The sequence below is a fragment of the Ruegeria sp. CE12 genome (genome assembly GCF_056537525.1).
On sequence record NZ_JBQFRS010000007.1, the window covers coordinates 1 to 22,744 of the forward strand.

A 22,744-nucleotide genomic window follows, 5' to 3' on the forward strand; every position below is an offset into this window, starting at 1 on the left:
GCGCGAAGCTGCAGGCGTCGCTTCGACCATAGATCCGGAAAGCTCTACAATACCTGCGGAGTAGTTTTCGATAACCCACCTGTGACCCCAATATGAAGTTGGGGTCACAGACAAGAAGAAGTGTCGAGCAAAAATACTGTCCGGGAAGCAATTACTCCACGGGGTTGTCGGCAACAAACCGACAGAGATGTTCAGCAACACGGTCGCCCGCCTCCAACAGGATCGAGTGCTTTAACTTTGGCAGGATAAACAGTTCCGAGTTCGGCAGCGCCTGATCTATCAGGCGATTCAGGCGCGGATTGCAGCCCCCGTCATTTTCACCGGTGAGCACCAGGGACGGGGCCGTGACACGCTGCAGCCAAGATGCCATTTCTGTGCCCGCATAGATTCGGAATACATTCAGGAAAACATCCGGATCCGTTCCGATCACCTGCTTCAGCCGGTTTTCAATCACTTCCGGATGTGTCGCGATGAATTCATCGGTGAACCAGCGGGCGGTCAGGGTTTCCAAAACCTGCGGGATGCCCTTTTCTTCCATCGCATGCACGACCCCCCAGACCTTCGCGCTGTCTTCCTTGGTGCGAAAAGCGGCAGTAGACAGAAGTCCTAGCGAGTTGACACGGTTCGGGTACTTCAATGCATAAGCTGGCCCGATCATACCACCTAGGGAATGACCGGCGAAATGTGCGCATTCAAACCCTGTCTTCTCTCGCACCCGCTCCAGATCGGCGACCAACTCATCCAGACCAAATGGGCCTTCCGGCAGCGGCGAGGTCCCGTGTCCGCGAAGGTCATAGGTTACGACGGTGAATTGGTCGGTCAAAATCGGCAGAGCCTTGGCCCAGGTATTGCGCGCCGCCCCGATTCCGTGAATCAAAAAGAGCGGTGGGCCGTCGCCCTGAACGGAGAATTCGCAGTCGATCACATCTGCCATCTATCAGCCCTCAATCCGGAAACTTGTCAGAGCAGAGCTGTCCGCCGGAACCCCAATCGCCTTTATCCACATCTGTTATCACCACGTGCACACTTTGCGGCGTCCCTCCTGCTGCGTTGATAAAGGCATCCGTCAGCTCTCGGATAAGTGCCCGCTTCTGCTCTGGGGTGCGTCATGAAAACATTTCGACACGAATTATTGGCATTGCGGTTCTCCTGTTGGGCCGTTCTGAGGGCGAACAACGTGGTATGCGCCCGCCATGTAGGCCAGGGGTCTCATACCCGCTTCATTCACTGTACTGACGCTGCCCGCGACAACCGAATGAGTTCCATGGGTCATTGTCTGTTCAACTGTACAGGTGAAAGATGTGGCTCCGGCAAGGACTGCACCCGAAGGCGCCTCTGACATTTCTATGCCCTGGAACGGGTCCCTTTGGGCGTGATCGAACATCCCGGAAAATTTTTGAGCGAGGTGTGAGGCACCCTCGGGCAAGACATTAACACTGAAAGCACCGTTTGCGGCGACTGTTCGGGCAATCCGACCTTCGCTTCTCAGGCAGACCAGTACCGACGGGGGATCAGCGGAAAGCGAGGTAAATGCACTCACGGTCGCACCCGCCCGCCCGGCAGACCCATCGGTTGTGACAATGGTGACTGAACTGGCAACCTGACGCATAGCCGAAATAAACATGTCACGGCTTACGGTCATTCCGCCGCCTCGGTGACAGTACGACTGGTGAAATGAGGCATGACCTCTTCGGCGAAACACTGCAGCCCATCCAGCGTCTCTTGAGCGTTGCACCCGAAATTGGGGTTCAGGATTACCCTGTTGATGCCGAGCTCGGAATAAGGACCGAGTTTGTCGATCATTTCCTGCGGCGTGCCGATGAGCAGGCTTTCGGCCAGTTCATCGACAGTTTGCTTGCGCGGAAGCTCGCGGATCATTCCCTTATCCACGACACCCGGCCCGGTAAACACGTTGTCGAAACGGCTGTAGTACCTGTTCGCAGCCGCGATCTTGTTTTGTCGGTCAGTTTCGTTTTGGGTTACAAAGCCAACCCGTGAAAGCGACAGGGTCAGATCGCGCCCAGCTTCTCCCATCTCGCCTTTGGCGCGACTGAAGCCATCGACTTGTTCCAACAACAGTTGCTGGTTTCCCGCAAGCGGTGTCGTCTGAATGTGGAAGCCGCGTTTGGTGCAGTGATAAATACCTTCGGGGTTCAGTACCGCCATCATCATTTGCGGCCCACCGGGACGTAGAGGACGTGGCATGATGGTGATCGGGTCGAACTGATAGAAGTCACCATCCCAACTTACTTCTTCTTCGGACAGAAGCGCCTGCAAAACGGCCAACGATTCATTGAACCGGGCTTGGGTTTCCTCCATCGGCACTCCCAGCCGCTCCATCTCGTATTTGAAGGCCCCGCGACCCACACCCAACATCAGACGCCCTTCAGTAAAGATGTCGGCAACAACCAATTCGCCTGCATAGGTGCGCATGTCGTGTAGTGGCAGCACGACGATTGAGGTCATGATCTTGACGCGGCTTGTATGCGCCGCGATTTTGACCGCAAACTGCAGCGGGGCTGGCATCATCAAGCAGTTGATCAGGTGGTGTTCGGTCACCGACACGGCATCAAAACCCAACCGGTCCGCGAGGATCGCCTGCTCCAGCATGTCGGCATAGACCCGATCCCCGCCATAGGATTTATCAGGGTAATCTGCAGAAAGTTGGATGCTGAATTCCATGATAAGCCTCCTTTGTCTGTCCACGCTACGGTGCCAGAAAAAGGAAATTCTATAAAACGGAATTATTCTATCAATTACATCGAAAAATCTGCATTATCTATTTATGAACATAGCCGCAATTCAGACGTTTCTCAGCGTCGTTCGTACTCGAAATCTAAATCGAGCGGCTGAGGAGCTAAACATCACGCAGTCTGCGGTGACCGCCCGGCTCGACGCATTGGATCAAGCCTTGGGGACCCGATTGCTCGTTCGATCCCGTAAGGGGACGATGTTGACCAAAGCGGGCTTTGCGTTTCTGGAACAGGCAGAAGTGATTACTCGCACCTGGGAAAACGCGCGCTCGCGTGCCAACCTGCCCCGGGGCGTGATACGTCTTTTCAGTTTCGTTTGTGATCCGGGACTGTGGACTGGCTTAGGTCAAAATTGGATCAGGCGAATTCGGGACGACCATCCAGAAACAGCCATTGAGATCTGGTCCGGGCTGACTGGAAATGCTCAATCCTGGTTGCAGAGCGGGATGAGCGATGCGGCACTGCTGACTGAACCCCTTGTCGGGACGGATTTCGAAAGTCGTGAATTCACCACCGACAGTTTGATCCAGGTCGCTACGCAACAGCGTGAGGCAATGCGTTGGGATCCTGACTACATTTATGTGGACTACGGCGCCACATTTAGGGCGCAACACGCCGAAGCCTGGCCAACCGACGAAACCGCATCTGTTGCCTTCAGTAGTCCGGATTGGGCACTTGCGCATCTGCTTTCTGAAGGCGGCTCCGCCTATCTTCCCCAACGTATGGTTGCCGATCTAATTGCAGAAGGCGCTTTGTTTAGCGTTGAAAACGCTGTCGTATTCGAACGACGGACATTTCTCTCTTGGCGCAAGGGTCAAGAAGATAACTTCCCTTGGCTTGCATCTTCGGGTGTAAATCCGAAAGAATACTAAGCTACAAAGGGACAGTTGTGCCGATCTGAATCTGGTCCCCGTGTGAGCTTAGCGAACTCAGTCGCTCATTCGCGAACATGTTGCCTCAAGACATCGATATATGCCGTTTTGTTGATTGGATGCCGCTTTCCGCTATCCTGCAGATCAAAGGGAGGCTTCGTCTATGCGAACTGTGTTTCTGGCAGGCACCTTGTCTGTTGTTGCGACGCTATGCGCCGCGCAAACTTACGACATTGTAATTCTCAATGGTCGTGTGATGGATCCGGAAACCGGATTTGATCAAATCGCTAATGTGGGAATAAGCAATGGTTGGATTACGTCGATTACCGAAGACGCTATTGAAGGCGCTGAGACCATCGATGCGACAGGGCATGTTGTAGCCGCAGGCTTCATCGACCTTGAGCAACACGGTCTGGACCCGTGGGGCATCAAGGTAAATCTTCGTGACGGCGTCACAACCCAAATGGATTTCGAGGTCGGGGCCGCGAACATAGATGAGTGGTATGACGCGCGCGAGGGTGTTACGCAGGCCAATTACGGTACTGTCATTGGGCAAGAGTTCGCACGGATGCGGGTTCATGACGGTCTTGCACTTGAAGGAGGAGACATCGATTTCCGCAATTTCTTCGCTCTTAGGGCACAATCGGTGGAAGATGGCGTTGAAGGATGGTCTTCGGTTCCAAGCAATCGTGAGCAGATGAACGAAATCACGGCGCAGCTTGATGAAGGCCTGCGTCTTGGCGCGCTCGGCGTTGGATCGACCATTGGGTATGCCCGTGAAGGTATTACCACGTATGAGATGTTCCAAGCGCAACGTGCAGCAGCCCGTTACGGGCGGGTGACCTCTGTACATCACCGGTTTCACCCCAGTGCTTCTACGCCGACTGAGACACAAACGGGGGTTAATGAAATCCTTGTCAACGCGATGGTGCTTGGCGCCCCACTGCACATTCATCACGACAACGATTATGGCTGGTGGGAAAACCAGGAAAAACTACAGATGGCCCGCGACCAAGGTTACAACGTCTGGTCCAGTTACTATCCCTGGACCGCCGGATCGGGCAACTACGGCGCCTCCATTATCGCCCCGGAAAACTGGGAAGGCTCGATGGGTTACAAATACGAAGAGACGATCTTTGATCCGCAACTTGACCGCTTCGTAACCAAAGACGAGTTCTTGAACTTTGCAGAGAATGAGCCCGGACGAACCGCTATCGTATTTAGTCCGCCAAGAGAGCAGTGGCTCAATGATTGGATAACAATCGCCGGGTACGGCATCTCTGGTGATGGGATGGCCGGGTTGAACATTGAGGGCAATCTGATGAGTTGGGATGCGCCCTACGAAGATTACGCAGGGCACCCGAGGTCTGCCGGTAGCCATGCGCTTGTATTGAGGCTGGCACGTGAAGCAAATGTGCCACTAATGCTTACGCTCACTCAGTTAAGCTACATCCATGCAAAGCGATTGGGTGATACCGGGTTGCGATCAATGCAGGTGCGCGGGCGGATGCAGGAAGGTATGGTCGCCGATATAACGATTTTTGATCCCCAGACAGTGACCGAAAAGGCAAACTATACACTGGGTCAACAAGGCCTTCCGTCGCAAGGTATTCCCTATGTGCTCGTCAATGGAACGATTGTTGTTAAGAACAGCGAAGTTCAACGAGATGTATATGCGGGACAGCCGATCCGGTTTCCAGTCGAGGAAAACGGGCGTTTCGTTCCGGCTGGTCGCGAACAGATCATGGGTATTCTCACGCCCGATACGGGCACAGCGCGCCCAACGCTGCTTGATGACATCACGAATAGTGAAGCCAATGTAGTACCTCTAGCGCCATCGCCAAAACAGTTTGCGTCGGTAGAGCCAACCGACGCTTATGATTGGTTTACACCTCGCAATGGCCTAGATGATGGTGCCCTGTTCTTTTGTGTCGTACACGCTCGATTTGAAGATCGCTCAACAGCAAGACGTGACTATGCGAAGGCCATGATGTCCAAAACGGGTGAAATTGGTCCCAAACAGCCGGGGCGGGGCATAGCAAACTAACTCGCTAAATTGCGCCCCAGCTCAATACAAAAAAGCCCGCTTTGGGAAGCGGACCACTACTACTGTAGCTATCAGACCGTGAGTAACATTCGGTTAACCCTGAAATCCAATGGCCCAATGATAGATGGAAAAAACGCGCACGTTGCGTGCAAAATATGGAAATCAGCGTTTCCGTATCACTATTGATGAACTGCTAATCAGTCTTCTCTGAGGCGCTTAGGTGCCCGCATTCAGCGAGGCGTGGACCTGCAAGGGGCAATCCAGTTGATCTCTTTACAGAGATGAAGGACCGTAAGAGTAATTTCAGAGGAGCCATAAGACTTACGTTCAATCATCCATTTAAGCCTAGGGAGAGCGAAAATGACCAACGCAACCTACAAGAAGATCGATGTCGTCGGCACGTCAACGGAATCTGTCGATGCCGCTATCAAGTCGGGAATCTCAAAGGCGGCTGAGACTGTAAAAAACCTTGATTGGTTCGAAGTTTCAGAAATTCGAGGTCACATAGAGAATGGTGAGGTTGCTCACTTTCAGGTCGCTATGAAAATCGGGTTCAGGCTCGACTAGGGCAACATGACACCCTCAGCTCAACAGGCGTTACTGAAGAAGAGCGCTGACAGTTCTTTCCAAAGAAGCAGGTCTATTTGTCAGCGTCGGTAAACCCGAACGCCCTGCGATATTTGGGGATGAAGAGCGCTTTCCCTTTCATCATGCGGGTGATCCAGTCGCCGAAGGTTGCAAAGAGCCAGCTATTTCCGATGACGGGGCCGAGTGGCACCAGAATGGGAGCTCTTTTCCTTGGCACGTAAGGCTTCTGCTTTTCGACGGATGCACCATCTATCACTTTCTTAAGCGTCTTGATGAGCCATGGATTTTGTCGGGTCGTCGCGACAATTGTCATTCCGTCGCCAACGTTGGCAATGTCACCGGCTACGAAGACATTCGGGTAGTCCGACGGCCGCAACCACTTGTCGGTCTCAACACGGCCTGCAGTGCCTGAGGTCACACCCGGAAGACTTTGGACCAATGATGTTTGAGGTTTAGAGCCAATCACCGGAAACACAAGATCAGCGGTAATCACACTGCCATCAGCCAGAGTTACAGATCCTTCGTAAGGCCGGTCCAAATGACGCAAGTCCTGCACCCTTTGGCCAAGAATGACAGTGACGCCGAGGCGTTCGAGTTTGCGTTTGAGCTGTGTACCAAATCTAGCCGGGTATTTTGGAAACAAGGTGTCATCGGAAGAAATCAAGGTGATGGTCTTTCCCGGCTGCGCCGCCGAGATCTCGCCCGCAAGTTCAGTTCCCACGGCGCCCGCGCCGACGATTGCTACAGAAGTCGCCCGTGCTAACCGTCCACTGACATCCATGCTGGCTTGACGGAAATCAGCGATGCTGTCTCCCGACGGTTTGAATGGGGCAGCATAAGACGATCCAGTTGCGATCACGATAAAATCCGCCGGGAAAACGGCTCCAGAGTCCAGGTTAACCTGGGTTTGGGAAACTGAAACTGCACGACCCCGCACGACTTTTCCTGACTCTAGTAAGTTGTCGTAGGGGAGGATGATCTTGTCCAATAATGTGGGTTCAACTAGCGCACGGATTGCGGCAGGCGGCTGCACGAAGGCTTCGCGTTGCTCAATCAGGGTGACATCCGCATAAGCGTCCAGTTTCTTGGCGACCTCAAACCCGACATAGCCTCCACCCACGATCACGATCTTCTTTTTGGTCATCGGGTTCCCCATTGCGGCACGTTGCATTGATGGTTAGCTAGCTTTGTACGATCGATCCAACAAGTACGGTCATTTGGGATACTGTAATGAAATCGGACGAACTTGAAGAACACTGCCAGATTGAATCACTGATCTCAGCCATTTCAGGACGTTGGAAACTGCTGGTTATCTATTGGTTGGCGCAAGGCAGCTGCCGTTTCAATCAACTCCAACGCAACTTGGGGTCCATTACTCATCGCACATTGACGCGGCAACTCAGCGAGTTGCAGGAGACGGGGTTTGTCTCTCGCAAAGATTTTCGGACCATACCGCCACACGTCGAATACAGCCTCACGCCTTTGGGCCAAAGCCTGATCCCACTGTTGTATGAAATGCACGAGTGGGCAGCGCAGAACGCGGATAAACTACCGAAGACAAAGACCCGTCCGGGCTAGCTTGGTCAACCAACTTTGGCTGAACGGAACAGCAAAATGATCGCAGCCTGTTTCTCTTGTGGACTTAATTGCGCAGACCATCGCGAACTACTGGCATCCGTGCATGTGAACATCACGCGCAGCGGGATGAAAGAAGCCGTATTTGCGCTGTCTCCTTCAATCAAGGGCCATCACCGGAGGTGGATTGCAGTTCGCACGAGAGCCTGAACAACATGATTGAAGGCTCCGCAGGCCGAGCCGTAAGCATAAATGAACCATAGGCCGGTTCAAAACCGTGCCTAGCGTTCCAGCCGGTCCTTGAAAGTGCACTCGATTACTATCTGACGTTTGACCAGATTTGGATGAGTTGCTTGCTGCCACAGGCCCCGAGCGATTTGTATCTACAACCTACATAAACGCTTGCCTATTGTTGCTACTGATCAGAACGACCACCTCAGACCGGCCTTAAAGAACAGTCCCTGGGCGTCGCTTCCAAACTCCTGTTCGGCATTTGCTTCAAACGTCATGTTGCGGGCAAAGTCGTGCTCGTATCCGAGCAGCACGCTGGCTCCGGTGAAATCTGTCGATGCGAACGAAAGGTCTTGTGTTGTGGAAAATACTGTAACGCTCGCATCGGTATTGCCCAGATCACGTCGTAGGACACCCGACAGTTGGCCGATCAGGACACCGCCGCTGTTCAGCGCATGTTCGGCTTCGACACCCAAGCGGGCTTCGATGACTTCGGTGGTTGCGGCTCCGACCGTTGCGTTGGCAGATGAACCGGTCTCGGTATAACTGTCATCATCTTGACGGGTATAGCGTACACTGCCGAAACCCAGCAATGCAAACGCGTCGCTGACGTCAAATGATCGCTCAACACCCAGATAGGCCGTTGCGAGAGTGCTATCGTAGTTGGCGCTTGCGTTGGCGCTGCCGGCAATTTGGCGTGAGCGCTTGGTCGACAACCAGCCATAGCCTAGCCCGGCCTCAATTGTGAAAGATCCAATCTGACGTCCCAAAGACGCGTCCAGATACACACCATTTGTGTCAAAATCTGTCGTATCGGTATCACCGTTCGAGCGGAGGACACCCAGCCCAAGCGCCAGCGCCAAACCATTATCCAGCTGTCCGGAGTACCCAACACTGCCATTGAATACTGTGACATCGGTATCAACTCCGGGCACGTTTTCGAAACGGCGACTCGCAGCATCTACAATCACATAGGGGCGGAAGGGGCCGAAGCTGACACCCGAAACACGGCCTGTTGCCGAATTGCGCGTAACCTGAGCCTGCCCTCCGTAGTTCAGTGTGCTCATGGAGCCATTGACCACTCCGCCGAAGAAGGCCGTCACGTCGGCTGAGTTCAGCAGTTCGGCGGAATCGACGCTGGCATAAATCGGTGCTGCGCCACCTTCATCTTGGACAAACCACGCTGACCGGCCATCAGAGGCTGTTGTGGCAAATGTGCCTGAGCCCGTTGCAGCGTCCTGGAACCGAAACACCGCGCTGCCACCGACGGCATTCAGATTTACATTATGTTCCTGTACCCGGATCAGCCCCCCGACTTTGTCCTGGGTGACAAGGTTTAGCGTCCCTGCGCCGGTTCCCAAATATATCGCATAGGCGTCCCCCGAGGCGGACGTCGCGGAGATATCGCCAACGGCGGTGATTACGCCGTCAAAGTTCCCGAAGTGCAGGCCGTAGGCGTTGACCTTGTCACCACCTGCCGCATCGGCCCGAATGACGCCGCTGTTGGAGAAGTTGCCCTGCATGTCCTCGATGTAGAACCCAGCGGCGGTGCCGTCGGCATTGTTCGTTGCATTGACCAATCTGGCAGTGGCCGTAACTGTTCCTGTGTTTGCGACGTCGCCTGCCATCGTATCGTATAACAGAACGGCCTGAGCGCGCGCGCGTTCGACCCCCTGGGCAAAAGCTGTGATATTACCCTGATTTTGAACCGTATCACTGGTACTACCGCGCACGTAAATTCCGCGTGCACTGGATTCTTCGGTGGCCGAAAAGCTCTGCGCGGTGATCGTTCCCGAGTTCGTTAGCTTGCCCTCTAGCCCATCGCGAACGAAGACCCCGGCCACATTTGCGCTGTGACCTTCTGCGCGAACTGAAACAGTGCCGCTGTTTGTGACATCACCACCGACCTTGCTTCCTACATAGATCCCATAGGCTTGCGCTTCGGTTTCCTGCGATGTGGCCTGTGCGATGACTGACCCAGAATTCGAGAAGCCGCCATTGAGTTGCTCATCGATGTTGAAGCCATAGGCCTCAGCTTCGGCTTGTGCAGTTGCTGACACAAATACCGAGCCCTGATTAGCGATGTTGCCGTTCAAATGGTCATCGTCGCCTGCGCTTCCCACATGCAAACCATAAGCTTTGGCAACACTGTCTGACGATTTGGCCCTGATGGAAATGGCACCCTGATTCCGGAAATCACCTTTCAATCCGTCTTGTGCATACAGTGCTGCAGCCCGCGCTTCCTTGTGTGCTGCTGCCTGAACCGTCATCGATCCGGTGTTGTTCAGGGTACTGACTGCTTCTTCATGGTCAAAGTAGAGCGCATAGGCGTAGGCATATTCATCATCAGAACTGGCTTGCACCGCGAAAGACCCTGAGTTTTCGATATCCGCGTCAACCTGATCATTTCTGGTTAGCAGCCCATAGGCCTCGGCTTGTTTCGTTCCCGCGTCAGCAATCGCCCGGATCGTCCCGGAATTGTTCAACGCGCCGGTCCACTCCCGATTGATATAGACGCCCGCAACGGTGGCTTCGGTCGCACCAGTACCCTGAACCGAAATCGCGCCCGAGTTGAGGATGTTACCTTCCAGCCCCGACACCACAGAAATGCCATACCCAAGTGCGTCATTGGCCGTGCTTTGCGTGACGACCGAGATATTGCCCGAGTTCATGATGTTTGCGCCAACCTCACCGGACAGCCTCAGCCCAATCGCTTCGGCTTCGTCTTCGGCGCCGGCCTGTAGCGCTATTGTACCGCTGTTGCTGACATCCTTGGTGACACCGCCACTGATATAGAGACCATAGGCGTCCAAGTCATCTTCATCGATCCGGCCGACAACTTGAATCGTGCCCGTATTAGAGAAGGCGCCATCCAGTCCTTCGTCAATCCGAATGCCGTAGACATCTGCCGACGTTCCACTGTCAACTTCGCTGCGAATAAGCCCGCTGTTCAGAACATCTCCGGTCACGCCATCTTGAGCGTAGAGACCATAGGCATATGCTTGTTTGTTCTCTCCGATCGCCTTGACCGACAGGACACCCGAATTGTTGAAACCACCCTGGATGTGACCCGTGACATCCAGACCCTTCGCCATGACATCTTCATGAGACGCACCCGTGGCAGTCGCCGTAACTGCTACGCTACCAGAATTGAAGAACGTACCCGTCAGCTTACCATCGACGCGAAAGCCCGATGCCGTGGCCGTATCCTCACCGGAAGCCGATACAAACACCGAGCCCCCATTGGTAATGTTCTCGGTTACGTCACCATAAGAGATCATGCCGTAAGCAAATGCATCTGACGAAGATGCAACGGCCTCTGCACGGATTGATCCGTTGTTCGTCATGCTGCCGGTCAAGCCGCCTCCGACGCGTAAACCCGCGACATTCGCGGCATCGGAACCCGCACGTGCGACAGCTCTGATGCTGCCTGAGTTGGCCACATTGCCGGTCATGCCACTGGTAACGTCCACACCGCTGGCGCGAGCGCTGGATCCACTGGCATCGGCCATGACCGAGATACCGCCCAGATTGTTGAAGTCACTGGTCAGTCCGCCGGCGATGTCGATACCATTGGCCGAAACTTCATCGGACCCTTTAGCATTTACAACAATCGTACCGCTATTTGTGACTGCCCCCGTCAGTCCACTGCTGATATCAACACCGTCCGCGCGGACGGATGTTGATCCTGATGCGTTGACTACAACCGTACCAGAATTCGACAGATTTCCAGTCATACCTCCGGATACATGCAGGGCCTCCGCCTGAACCTGGCTAGAGCCACCTTTCGCAGTAACCGAAACGACACCGGTGTTTGAGAAGTTTCCATCAAATCCACTGGTGACGTAGAAAGCGTTGGCATCTGCCTCAGACGAGCTGATGGCCTCGATGGACACAGATCCACTGTTCGTTATGTCTCCGGTCAAGCCGCTGCTGATGTAAAGTCCATCCGCATCCGCTTCGCCCGCGTCGCTAACAGCTTTGACGGCAAAGCTTCCTGAGTTGACGAAATTTCCGGTCAGACCGCTGCTGACGTAAAACGTGCTTGCGTAAACCGACGTGCCCCCTGCAGCATTGACCGTGACAGTACTGGCGTTGGTGATGTCGCCTGTCATCCCGCCGCTGACATAGAAAGCATCGGCATCCGTTCTATCGATGCCGCCTTGAGCATCAACTGCTATGGTACCGGAATTCAGGAAACTGCCCGTCAGACCGCCACCGATACGTATGCTGGCGGCGTTTGCTGTGTCGGACCCTGCATGCGCAATGGCGGTGATCCTGCCAGAATTAGAGATATTGCCCGTCATGCCACTTGTGATGTCGATACCACTGGCGCGTCCGCTGGTATCATCAGCATCGGCCTCGGCCCTAACGGTTCCGCTGTTCAGGATATGACCTGTCAATCCGCCGGCGATGTCGATCCCGTTGACCCGAACTTCGTTGTTACCATCTGCCCTGACGGCAATCGTGCCGCTATTGTTGATAGTGCCCGTCAGTCCACTGCTGATATCGAAACCATCCGCGCGCACCGAGGAAGACCCTGAGGCGGAAACGGTGACCGTGCCCGAGTTCAACAGGTTTCCATCCATTCCGCCCGCGACGTGCAATGCCGATGCGGATGCACGATCCGAAGCACCGCTTGCTCTGACTGATACCATACCAGAATTCGAGTAGCTTCCGGTAAACCCGCTGGAGACATAGAACGCGTCAGCATCAGCCCGCGACGCGCCGGTCGCTTCAATGGTGACGGTGCCATTGTTTGTTATGTCACCGGTCATGCCACTACTGATGTAGAACCCGTCAGCGTCTGCTTCACTCGCGTCGCTATCGGCTTTGACCATGATGCTACCGGAATTCAGGAAGCTGCCGGTCAGGCCGCTACTGACATAAAAGGCGTCAGCATCGACCGACGAATTGCCCGATGCGTTGACCGTTACGGTGCTGGAATTGGTGATGCTCCCCGTCATTCCGCCGCTAACATAAAAGGCATCGGTGTTGGTTTCCTCACAGCTGCCTTGAGCAGAAACCGAAATGTTGCCGGAGTTCAGGAAGTCGCCCGTCATGCCGTCAGCGACTCTGACAGCAACGGCCTCTGCCGTTTCGGCTCCGGTGTTAGTGGTGACAGTAATTGTGTTGGAACTGATAATGCTGCCGTTCAACGCTCCATCGATATTGATGCCGGTTACTGAAACCGAAGCACCGCTTGTTGTGGTGGCGCTGAGAGTTCCGGTGTTCCTGATGGTTGTGCTGACGTCGTCCCCAAACATCAAAGCTGTAGCCGAGGCATTCGACGATCCTGCCGCAGCGACCGCTGAAACGGCTCCTGCATTCATGACGGATCCTGTGGATTGAATGCCATTTTCAAACCTGCCGCCAGTGGCGACAGCATTGTCCGCGACCGTGGATGCGCTTGCCGACAATGTTCCTGAGTTTGAGAATGCCCCGCCGAACTCGTCATTGGCTAGGAAGCCATAAGCCGTAACGTTGGCTGCACCTCCGGTAATGGAAGCGCTTATTGCGCCGGTGTTGATGATCTGACCCGAGGGCAGCAACTGGTTGTTCGCCTGAAGACCTACCGCCAGCGAGTTTGCTGTTGCAGAGATAGAACCGCCGTTGGTGAGGACGCCGGAATAATCCGTGTCCAGTTCGACAGCGCGCGCCGTGGGTGCAGAAACGGTTACCGAAGTTGGTGATGTAATGCTGTTGTCTTCGTCACTCGCAAATACTAACGGCGCTGTTTGCGATGCGGTGATGACTTCTGCTTGGGCCTCGCCTGACGGTAATGAGCCTATCGATGCCGCTGCAAGAAAGACCGAAGGTGCGATGCTGGCAATCTTGCCTTTCCATTTGACAACGCGCCCACCCCTAGCCACGTGCGCCTGCACGGACCGCCGCAATCCGGTTGTATTCACTGATGTTCCCCCAAAAAGGTCTTTTTTTATGATTTGTCTATGCTTGGCCTAGAAACAAATATCGGCGTAATTGTGGCAAACTTCGAAGGTGTGCATCATGCTTTTCCGAACAGGTTAGTATTTAGTAGTCGCCACGTATCAATATGATATTAATTGGTAAATTCAGTCAGATACGTCATTGGTAGGCGAGCACTTTTGAGTGGAGCTTGTACGGTACTCATCGCCATGACGCGCCGCTAAGCTCCAGGAAAAACAACTGGACTGATCGCGCCTGCTATGACTCGATTGCTGCAATATAAATACAGTTAAGGTGTGGGGGTGACCCCCCGGAGTATGAGGTCTACGGTCACGTCCTTACGCTGCAATTTTGGGGCAGGTTTGAGCACCAAGATATCGTAGTTAGGAAGTGCAAAACGACTGTTCCTAAATTGGGGACTAGAGGCATGCTCATCCGGGTCTCAACGCCTGAACAGTTTAAATGCAGAGAGCCGGATCGTAAGAACCGGCTCTCTGATCGTTAGTATGGCAACTCTCATCAGTCGCACCATCTGACGCTCAGTTATTCTTCAAGGCCAGGAGCGTTCGCCCTCGATAACTTGTGCGCTGAGTTCAAGATCGCCAACATTCTCGAAGGTTGGATAGGCTTCCTGCATTGCCGCGACCAAAGCGGCAGAGTTTTCAGCCTCTTCCGACGCTGCTTCGAACGCAGCGACGTATTCTTTGGTGAAATCAACGATGCTTTCATCCTCGGCACTATCGCCAATGACATGCCCGGGAATGATACGCTCGGGGTTGAGCGCGGTGATCTGCTCCAATGTTGCACGCCAGTTGTCGCGGCTTTCGGGTGTTTGGTTGTCTGCAAGCCAAACATGGACGTTTTCATAAAGAACCACACCGCCCATAACGGTTTTCTCGGTTGGTGCCCAAAGGAAGGTGTGAACGGGGTCATGGCCGTCCAAGCCTACAACCTGAATGATTTCTCCGTCCACGGTGAGGTTGTCGCCCTCCAGAACGTCCGGGATGATCAACTCGGTCGGCGCATTTTCCTTCAGGATCGGCCCCCAGAAATCATATTTGAGCTGGATCGTCTTCTCGATCCCTTTCACGGTTTCCGGTGTGGCGACAATTTTGACATCGGGATAAGCTGCGCGGATCGTATCCAGCCCGAAATAGAAATCGGGGTCTTTGTGGCTGATGAAAACGGTCGTAAGCGGTTTGCCGGTCGCCTGGATCATGCTGACCAGTTGTTCGGCATCATCCTTTTCAAACTGCGCATCGACCAGCAGCACTTCGCTGGGTCCTTCGACCAGATTTGAAGACACCGGGAACAGGCTGCCTTCGTTGGGAGTGAAGTGGGTGATTTTCAGGTCGGCAGCCATTGCAGCCGTTGAAATCATCATTGCTGCTGTAGCGGTCAGGATTGCTTTCATAGTCATCTCCTTTGTCAGGGGGCAACCATCTATGGCCGTTGCGGTTGCCTTACGTGTGACAAATAGGGAGTCGACGTTGTCAGCTAAATACGCATTATATGGACTTAGTGTCAGCTAAAAGATGACGATTAATGGCAAAATCAAACCTGAACCGGCTCGAGTATTTTGTGGCAATAGCTGAGGCTGGAACTATCACGGCGGCGGCAGATCGTATGCGTGTCAGTAAGGCCGTTGTCAGCAAGCAATTGCAGCTTCTTGAAGAAGAGCTTGGGGCAACATTGATTGTTCGAAATTCTCGCCATCTGAACCTGACGGAAATCGGTCAGTCTTTTTATGCGGCTGCGCAGGCTTCGGTTGCACAGGCGGAAGAAGCTTACGCGATGGTGAGGCGTGGTAATGCCGAACCTTCCGGAACACTGCGCATCACTGCACCACTTGATCTGGGTGCTGACTATGTTGTTCCAGTCGTTGCGGAGTTTCGTAGAATGCACCCCGCGGTAACCATCGAGCTGACATTGAGTGACGTGCGGATTGATCCGGTTGAAGCACGATTCGACATTGCCTATCGTGTTGGCTGGCTGTCTGATTCTGCGAATATCGCCCGCAAGTTGGGAGAGTTCAGACAGATCGTCGTTGCCTCTGCAGAGGTCATCAATGAGTTGGGCGATCCTGATACACCTAGTGACTTGTCGAATTTTCCGTTTATAGAACATCGGGCACTATCGACTCCGCTCCGCTGGCGTTTTTCCGGTCAAACTGGCGAAACAATTGATGTTGAAATGAAGCGTGCCCTGTCGGCTGACGTGACGCCGGCAATCAAGGCGATGACACTTGACGGGGCAGGTATCTCAATCCTTCCGGATTTCTACGTTCGGAAAGAGCTCACGGATAGATCTCTGATCCAGCTACTCCCGGACTGGACGCTCCCGTCCGGAGGAATTTATGCAGTTTATCCGCCGACACAGTATAGATCGAGCGCTACGCAGCGGTTTTCGAAGCTCTTCGCCGAGAACATGGGCAAAGAACTGGCATAAGCAGCAAGTTGGGAACCAATCACTGACTATTGAGTTGCGACAGCCTGCATAGATGCCTTTTTGTGTTTCTTCACATGGGGTGAACCAAGATCGTCACGCTCGTTTCGGTGCCGTTGCATCGCAGCATTATTGTTTGCAATCACATCGCCCTTTGGGCCAGCCTGCTGCCTCTACTGCAAGAAGTTCATGGCACTTCAAAAACCGCTGATACGCTCTATGAGCCAGTACATCGACACTGAACCGATGCCGTAGGCGGCAACTACTGTAGCCCCTTGGCTGATTGGAGCCGCAATCAGGCGCCAGGTTGTCACCAACAGAGCCAAGACGCCGACAAAACAAAGCTGTCCGGCTTCAACGCCTAGGTTAAACGCAAGCAAGGCTGCAGGAATATCATTCGCGGGCAGTCCAATGTCAGCCAAAGCCCCTGCAAAACCCAGACCATGCAAAAGTCCAAACCCGAAACAAACGATCCAGGGTTTTTGTTCTGAAAGTCGGAACCGACCTTCGCTGCTCTTTACAATCTCCATCGCCAGAAAAACGATGGACAGTGCGATAACGGCTTCTACCGGCGGACCCGGAACGTTCAATATACCAAACGTTGCAAGCGCTAAGGTTATGGAATGCGCAAGTGTGAAAGCTGTCACTGCCCCCACCAGTCTCCATGGATCGCGGACCAGAATGAACAATGCGAAGACAAACAGCAGGTGATCCCAGCCTTCCAGTATGTGTTCAAAACCCAACTGGAAGTAGGCGATGAAAACCGACCATGTTGTTTGTTCAGAAGGTATGTTCTGAACGGTGGCATCTGACGTGAATCGAAGTGTCGCGGGTGAGGATTCTAGGGGGAGTAGCCGTACCAATACATCGTTCTGTTGCGTCTCTAATCCTTCAATCTTGATGGGTTGCCCCGCAATGCCCGCGCGGCACTCGACAACCCAGGAAGAAACCCACGCTCTGCTATCGGAAATCGGATCAGGCCCACGTGCCGGGGTGCAACTCTCTGGCAATACAGCATCAATCGCCATTGGCTGACCATTCACATCGGGCTTTCGCCAATGAACGCTCCAGGTGTCAGAAGCGATTTGGCGAATTTCCAAGTATCCCGGATCAAGCGCATGCGCATCAGCACCACTTGTGGAGCACGCAAACAGCAGGGCTACCAATAAGCAGACGATGAGTTTCATTTGAGCCGACCTGAAAGATCAGGCGTTACAATTTCGTAGTTATCGGCCAGAGCGTTAAACTGCGCTAGCGCCAGATCCTCACTCATCGCACGGTGCCAATCTCGCAGCACCACGCTGTGAATTTCTGACAGGGGAGGTATTTGACTGGGTTCGACGGCCAGTACCTGAACCAGATGGACCCCATAACCAGACTGGATCGGTCCCGTCCACTGATCTGTTTCAACCTCCGCGAAGCTTTTCGAAAATCCAGCGCCAAAGACCGAGTCAATTGCTCGGGTCGGGGTCAAGGGCATTGAGGCAGGTAGCAGTGTGGAGGCGCCGACAGCTGTGACATCTTGATCTGTGCGCAGTGCTGTCAACGCCTGTTCAATTTCGGCATCGCTTGGTTCTTCACCCAGAAAGACCTGAGTGAAAGCCACCTTGGCGGGCGTAGCGTAGCGTTCTGGGTTTTGTTGAAGAAACGCCTCTAGTTCTTCGTCCTCCGGAACAACTGAAGTAGCGATAGCTTCGGTTAGAAAATCCATTTTCTGGCTGAGCCGAGATCTGATCACGGTATCTCCGCGATCCAAGCCAAGCTTTTTCGCTTCCCTGACCAGAATCTCCTCACGAATTGACGCATTCACCAAAGCTTCTAGTTCAGCGCCGCTTGGAGAGCGTTTCCGCATCGCTTCAAACTGGGAAGCTAACAGAGCGACATCGCTTTCGCTGATCGTGATAGTCTCGAGGTCTTCGACGGTCTCGCTATCTTTTGAAACTATGTGGAACCAAAAAAAGATTGCCGCTCCAATCAAGAAGAAATGGAACAGAGGTTCTTTTAGTAATCGCATGAAGACTCCTGCGTGAAACGCAATCAGGTTTTATGTATCGATGCTGGCATCAGACAAATTGATTATACAAGTTAATGAATGCTCCGCGCGCTTTAGATGTTTGGTTATAGCTCCGAGGTAGGGCTGCTACCTCGGGCTCTCTTCTCCAGCACAGAGCGTGTCACTCTGTCGGCGTATACCAAATCGGGGACGAATATGCGCGCTCCTGATGTGTGAGTATCGCATCTTCTGGCAATTCGGAGCCGAACCTCAATTTGTCATACAGCACCCAGCGCGGCGTCGGGATTTCGATGGCACGCACATAATAAAACGCCCGCGCGTTCGGATCGAAATCAGGATCAGACCAAACGGTTACCAACTCGGCGGTGCCGATTGTGTTGGTCCAGCTGGCGGTTTCCAAATCCACTGTGTTTCCAACCGCTGGGATTTTGCCGTTTTGATCAGCAACACGATTATCCGACCACGCCACGTCGTAGACTTTTTCCTGCAAGGTCCCTTCGGAGTCGAGCCACCCCTTTATCACTTGCACGCGATCCAGATTGGCTCCGATCGGGTCGCGAAGCGCCGCGATAAGGAATGCAGGCGCACCGTCTCCTTCGCGAGGACGCAGGTCAGAACCCATCGGAACACCTTTGGTGTAGCCAACATCTGCAAGGAAGCGGGTTTCAACGTCCGCATCATTGAAATCCCATCCGCCAAAGAACCGCAGGCCAATTCGGGGTCCGGTGGTTGCATAGGTCTCTCTGCGTTTGAACGCATCGAAGATGGCGGCACGGGTATTCTCAGTCGCCCAAACTGCAGTGTATCCAGAGGCAACAAGGAGGTCGCCGGGGATTTCACCAAGATCATTGGCGATGAAGGGATGTTCGATCCGCGAGGCTGAAGGTTCAACGCTGACGGACTTTCCAAAGAAGTTGTCTTCTTCGGCTGTGGCCAGAGAGGTATGGCTGTCCGTAGCGCCACCCATCCCGAACTTATAGGGGTTCACGCCGAACTTTTCTTCCAGCATCAAACCGCGCTTCAGCGCCTCGCGGGCGTATTCACCAGCCAGCATATCGTCGGTCTTCAATTCTGTGATATCGAGATTGCCTACGTCCCAGTTTTCGTAGTCCGCGAATTCATCGTCCGGGCTCAGGAATGGATGTGCTTCGCCATCACCCTTGATTTGCGTGACCTCATAGTGCGGCTCCCACTTTGCTCGGGCGGCTACATAATCCTCGTCGACCTTGCCGCCATGGTATGTGTCGTCGGTTGGGAACATCCACCCGTTCGACAGGTTGCCGTTGTGGGCAAAGGCTACCGCGCGGCCACCCGTTTTTTCTTCATATTCTTCAAGCCAGGCATACAGCGATTTTGGGTCTGTATCGCCATATGGTGGTTGTGTAACCGGGGGAACCATCTGCAGAGCTCGGATCGGCCCATCGCGGAGCATGACATTGCGATGCAGATTGAAACCCTTGGGAACCGATGTCCACTCGAAGCCGATGAACGCCGTAAAGTTTCCGGGGTCGTTGTGCTGCTCGGCCGCCAATACAATGCTTTCCCAAGTAAAGGCAAAAGCATCCGCGCCGGGGCTGTAAGACTCGAGTAGGATCTCGGGCAGGGTCATTTGCGAGAAATTGGTAATGATATCAAAGGCCGTTTTTCCGGCTTCTTCACCGCCCGCTTTGTACCCCTCGTACCACTCTAATCCTTTTGGATCAGCAAGAACGCCAGGCTTCCCAGCTTGCAGATCCGGTGCAAACCCCATGAGATCAGTGTGATCTGTGAGAACCATCCAATCCAGTGGCCGGGCCAGCCTCACGGGTTGACCTGTAGAAGAAATAACCTGCTCACCTTTTGCAAAACGCCAGGCGTCGTCTGGCAGTAGTGTGTTCCCAAAGGCGCCGGCGTCCAGTGAAAGCCCCGTGTGAAGGTGCGTGTCTCCCCACAGTGGGCGTTCAGGAAAACTCCGGTTTGCATATGGCGAATAAGGTCGATCTGAGAACAAACCTTCAGCAGCCTGTTCGCTTGGGACAGCGTCGGCCAAGATATTCGTCGGCGCCAGTCCAAGTGATATAAAGCACACCAATATACGAAGCATTATGACCTCCCAAATCAACTTAGCCCGGCGGTGTCGATGAATTACATCGCAACAAAGTGATATTCGTATTTCTCTATATCATAGTGAGTTGCCTAATTGAGAAAAATCTTGGAACTCTGATTTGTCGCAACGACGCAACCAAAAGCTTTGGCCGATGGGTGCTCAGAATGGGTCGAAAACAATATGACCTGCATTCTCATTGATTTGTGGCTTAGCCCAACTGAGGTGTGCGCTGAGCCTGAAGCGGTTCTACCGCTTGGTGTGCGACCGGGCACTTTGGCGGTCATAGCTCACGTGTTCGTCTAAACTAAGAGGCAAGATCAACTATTCGCACAGCATAGTATCTATCAACCAGATGGATCATCACTAAAGACATTGGAGTCCAACCTGTAGAAGCGTCGCTGAAACAGGAGTTATCAACATGACCAAGAAGATCACAATCATCGGTGCCACAGGCCATCTGGGACATCGTGTGACCAAAAAACTCGACGAGAAAGGTGTTGAAGTGACCGCCCTCGTGCGAGACCTCGAGGCGGCTAAAGCTGCTCTGCCTGCTGGGGTTCGGCTCGTTCAGGGTGATGTGTCAGACCCCGCTAGTCTGCTTTCAGCTTTGCAGGGAACCGAGACGCTGTACATCACACTGAATACCGAGACGTTGGACACCGCCGCGCCGTTCCACACCGAGCGGGAAGGTGTGATTAACGTTGTCGCGGCGGCAAAAGAGGCAGGGGTTCAACACATCATGCAAATTGCGGGCGTTGACACCGCATACCCCGATTTTTCAACCGAAGGGATGGCTTATGGTACCAATGCGATCCGTCGGGGCGGGATCGATGCCATCAAGGCGTCCGGCATCCCCTATACCTTCTTCTATTGTTCGTTCTTCCTAGATTCGCTGCCAAAGTTCTTGATGGATAACCAGTTTGCCGTCATCGGTAATTACATTCATCCAATCCGGTTCACCAATTCCAGCGACCTGGCTGAACTGGTTTTGAATGCCATTGGCAATGATGCGGCAAAAAACAAAGAGCTCGCCGTTCAGGGCCAGCAGGCTAAGACCTACACAGAAGGAGCGACCGAATTTTTGAAAACTTACGCGCCTAAGGCAGAAGTCATTCAGTTACCAATGGAGGCGATCGGCCAGATGGGACTGCCGGAAGAGCAGGCGGTCTTCATGGAGCATTTGCTCACCTTCGTGCAACAACTGCGGGAAGAGCTGGTCGCTGGCGAAACGTGGGAAGTTCTTGGAAAACCAAAACACACCATTGCATCTTTTGCAAAGGAGCTTCGCGAAGAAGCCTAGGCCATAGTGGAGTTCTGAATAACGGCGTTTTCAGCCAGTAGCTCGCACAGCTTGGCAGTGGCCTGACCCATCGGCTTTTCAAAAGACCAAACCATATCCACCGAACGTTCGGCATAGGGTTTGGTCTCGAATTGCAGCGGCAGGAATTTCAGTGCGCCGGTCTGAACAAAGATGTCCACCGCATGCAATGGCAGCGCCGACCACCCCAGGTCGGCCCTCACAAGATCGATAGCCTCAGTTGCAGTGCTCACCTGCCAGATCGACGGCGAGGCCTTGAGAATTGCACTGTTAGGGTTGTCAGCTTCTTTCAACAAGATCTGACGATGCTGGCGCAACTCCTCCCACGAGACCGAGGGTGTATGTGCAAGCGGGCTTTCAGGATGGCTGACGCAAACCAGCTTGAGTGAGCCCAAAGAGCGGAAGTCAAGCGATTGAGGGATGCCCTCGGGTTCCAGAATAATGCCGAGATCCACTTCGCCTTGAACAACCAGCCGCTGGATATCTCCGGCGGCGAATGACTGGATCTCAACGTCAACAGATGGAAAGTCAGCGCTGAAGGTTCGGATGATCTCTCCCAGATTGGCCAGTTTGATGTGCGGTGCCATGGCGATCGTTATGCGGTTCTCCAGGGTCATGGATAGGGCATCGGCAATCGCCAGAAACCTGCTGCGACGCTCGAGTAGAATTTCGGCCTGCGAGATCAACATCTCTCCCGCATCGGTGAGGGTAGGGTATCTTCGGCTGCGATCAAAAAGCTCGACGTTCAGATCGACCTCGAGGTTGGCGACCAAAGTGCTGATCACCGACTGTGCTTTGTTGCACTTTCGCGCTGCCGCAGAAAAAGACCCTTCGCTGTGAGTGGTGACGAATGCCTCCAATTGTTCGAACGATGCGCGCATCAGGAG

The 22,744-nt window shown here is 53.7% G+C and carries 16 protein-coding genes and 1 pseudogene; 6 read left to right on the top strand and 11 right to left on the bottom strand.

Annotation, left to right across the window (positions count from 1 at the left end):
• Window positions 1–151: 151 nt before the first annotated feature.
• The 4 genes and pseudogenes from ACR0IO_RS15990 to ACR0IO_RS16005 form a co-directional block, all read right to left on the bottom strand.
• The gene (locus ACR0IO_RS15990) at window positions 152–934 is read right to left on the bottom strand and encodes an alpha/beta fold hydrolase (protein ID WP_480742588.1); all 783 of its coding nucleotides are present in this window, start codon (window positions 932–934) and stop codon (window positions 152–154) included.
• Window positions 935–944: 10 nt separating this feature from the next.
• Window positions 945–1,094, bottom strand: a pseudogene (locus tag ACR0IO_RS15995) (tautomerase family protein); the annotation flags it as partial.
• Window positions 1,095–1,129: 35 nt separating this feature from the next.
• Window positions 1,130–1,642, bottom strand: coding sequence for a flavin reductase family protein (locus ACR0IO_RS16000; protein WP_480742589.1), 513 nt, complete (start codon window positions 1,640–1,642; stop codon window positions 1,130–1,132).
• Window positions 1,639–2,682 carry an LLM class flavin-dependent oxidoreductase gene (locus ACR0IO_RS16005; RefSeq protein WP_480742590.1) on the bottom strand — a complete coding sequence of 348 codons (1,044 nt, stop codon included), beginning with the start codon at window positions 2,680–2,682 and terminating at the stop codon, window positions 1,639–1,641. Before ACR0IO_RS16005 ends, ACR0IO_RS16000 begins: the two co-directional genes overlap by 4 nt.
• A 103-nt stretch (window positions 2,683–2,785) precedes the next feature.
• Between ACR0IO_RS16005 and ACR0IO_RS16010 the strand changes: the two genes are divergently transcribed.
• The 3 genes from ACR0IO_RS16010 to ACR0IO_RS16020 all read left to right on the top strand — a co-directional run bounded on the left by ACR0IO_RS16010 (window position 2,786) and on the right by ACR0IO_RS16020 (window position 6,239).
• Entirely contained in the window at window positions 2,786–3,625 is an 840-nt protein-coding gene (locus ACR0IO_RS16010; RefSeq protein ID WP_480742591.1) for a LysR family transcriptional regulator, read from the top strand.
• 163 nt (window positions 3,626–3,788) lie between these two features.
• A complete protein-coding gene (locus ACR0IO_RS16015) occupies window positions 3,789–5,672 on the top strand; it encodes an amidohydrolase family protein (protein ID WP_480742592.1) in 1,884 nt (627 codons plus the stop codon).
• A gap of 360 nt (window positions 5,673–6,032) precedes the next feature.
• Window positions 6,033–6,239, top strand: coding sequence for a dodecin (locus ACR0IO_RS16020; protein WP_155147607.1), 207 nt, complete (start codon window positions 6,033–6,035; stop codon window positions 6,237–6,239).
• 73 nt (window positions 6,240–6,312) lie between these two features.
• Here the strand turns inward: ACR0IO_RS16020 and ACR0IO_RS16025 are convergent, their stop codons facing one another.
• Window positions 6,313–7,404, bottom strand: a complete 1,092-nt coding sequence (locus ACR0IO_RS16025; RefSeq protein WP_480742593.1) for an NAD(P)/FAD-dependent oxidoreductase — start codon at window positions 7,402–7,404, stop codon at window positions 6,313–6,315.
• Between the two features lie 86 nt (window positions 7,405–7,490).
• Between ACR0IO_RS16025 and ACR0IO_RS16030 the strand changes: the two genes are divergently transcribed.
• Window positions 7,491–7,838, top strand: coding sequence for a winged helix-turn-helix transcriptional regulator (locus ACR0IO_RS16030; protein WP_155147611.1), 348 nt, complete (start codon window positions 7,491–7,493; stop codon window positions 7,836–7,838).
• Between the two features lie 419 nt (window positions 7,839–8,257).
• On the opposite strand, the gene ACR0IO_RS16035 is transcribed toward ACR0IO_RS16030, so the two are convergent.
• Together ACR0IO_RS16035 and ACR0IO_RS16040 are read right to left on the bottom strand one after the other, a co-directional pair.
• Complete coding sequence (locus tag ACR0IO_RS16035) at window positions 8,258–13,978, bottom strand: hypothetical protein (RefSeq protein ID WP_480742594.1); 5,721 nt, start codon at window positions 13,976–13,978, stop codon at window positions 8,258–8,260.
• Between the two features lie 566 nt (window positions 13,979–14,544).
• A complete protein-coding gene (locus ACR0IO_RS16040) occupies window positions 14,545–15,408 on the bottom strand; it encodes an MBL fold metallo-hydrolase (protein ID WP_480742595.1) in 864 nt (287 codons plus the stop codon).
• 131 nt (window positions 15,409–15,539) lie between these two features.
• Here ACR0IO_RS16040 and ACR0IO_RS16045 point away from each other — a divergent pair, with 131 nt between their 5' ends.
• On the top strand, window positions 15,540–16,442 hold the full coding sequence (locus ACR0IO_RS16045) for a LysR family transcriptional regulator (RefSeq protein ID WP_480742596.1): 903 nt from the start codon (window positions 15,540–15,542) through the stop codon (window positions 16,440–16,442).
• 194 nt (window positions 16,443–16,636) lie between these two features.
• Here ACR0IO_RS16045 and ACR0IO_RS16050 read toward each other — a convergent pair whose 3' ends face one another.
• The 3 genes from ACR0IO_RS16050 to ACR0IO_RS16060 form a co-directional block, all read right to left on the bottom strand.
• Complete coding sequence (locus tag ACR0IO_RS16050; protein WP_480742597.1) at window positions 16,637–17,626, bottom strand: HupE/UreJ family protein; 990 nt, start codon at window positions 17,624–17,626, stop codon at window positions 16,637–16,639.
• Window positions 17,623–18,453 (bottom strand): peptidyl-prolyl cis-trans isomerase, encoded by an 831-nt coding sequence (locus tag ACR0IO_RS16055; protein WP_480742598.1) that lies wholly within the window; start codon window positions 18,451–18,453, stop codon window positions 17,623–17,625. Before ACR0IO_RS16055 ends, ACR0IO_RS16050 begins: the two co-directional genes overlap by 4 nt.
• A 160-nt stretch (window positions 18,454–18,613) precedes the next feature.
• The gene (locus tag ACR0IO_RS16060; RefSeq protein ID WP_480742599.1) at window positions 18,614–20,536 is read right to left on the bottom strand and encodes a DUF3604 domain-containing protein; all 1,923 of its coding nucleotides are present in this window, start codon (window positions 20,534–20,536) and stop codon (window positions 18,614–18,616) included.
• Between the two features lie 421 nt (window positions 20,537–20,957).
• On the opposite strand from ACR0IO_RS16060, the gene ACR0IO_RS16065 reads away from it, so the two are divergent.
• Window positions 20,958–21,839 carry an SDR family oxidoreductase gene (locus ACR0IO_RS16065; protein ID WP_480742600.1) on the top strand — a complete coding sequence of 294 codons (882 nt, stop codon included), beginning with the start codon at window positions 20,958–20,960 and terminating at the stop codon, window positions 21,837–21,839.
• Here ACR0IO_RS16065 and ACR0IO_RS16070 read toward each other — a convergent pair.
• The gene (locus ACR0IO_RS16070) at window positions 21,836–22,738 is read right to left on the bottom strand and encodes a LysR family transcriptional regulator (protein WP_480742601.1); all 903 of its coding nucleotides are present in this window, start codon (window positions 22,736–22,738) and stop codon (window positions 21,836–21,838) included. The two genes, ACR0IO_RS16065 and ACR0IO_RS16070, sit on opposite strands and share 4 nt — an antisense overlap.
• Window positions 22,739–22,744 lie beyond the last annotated feature (6 nt).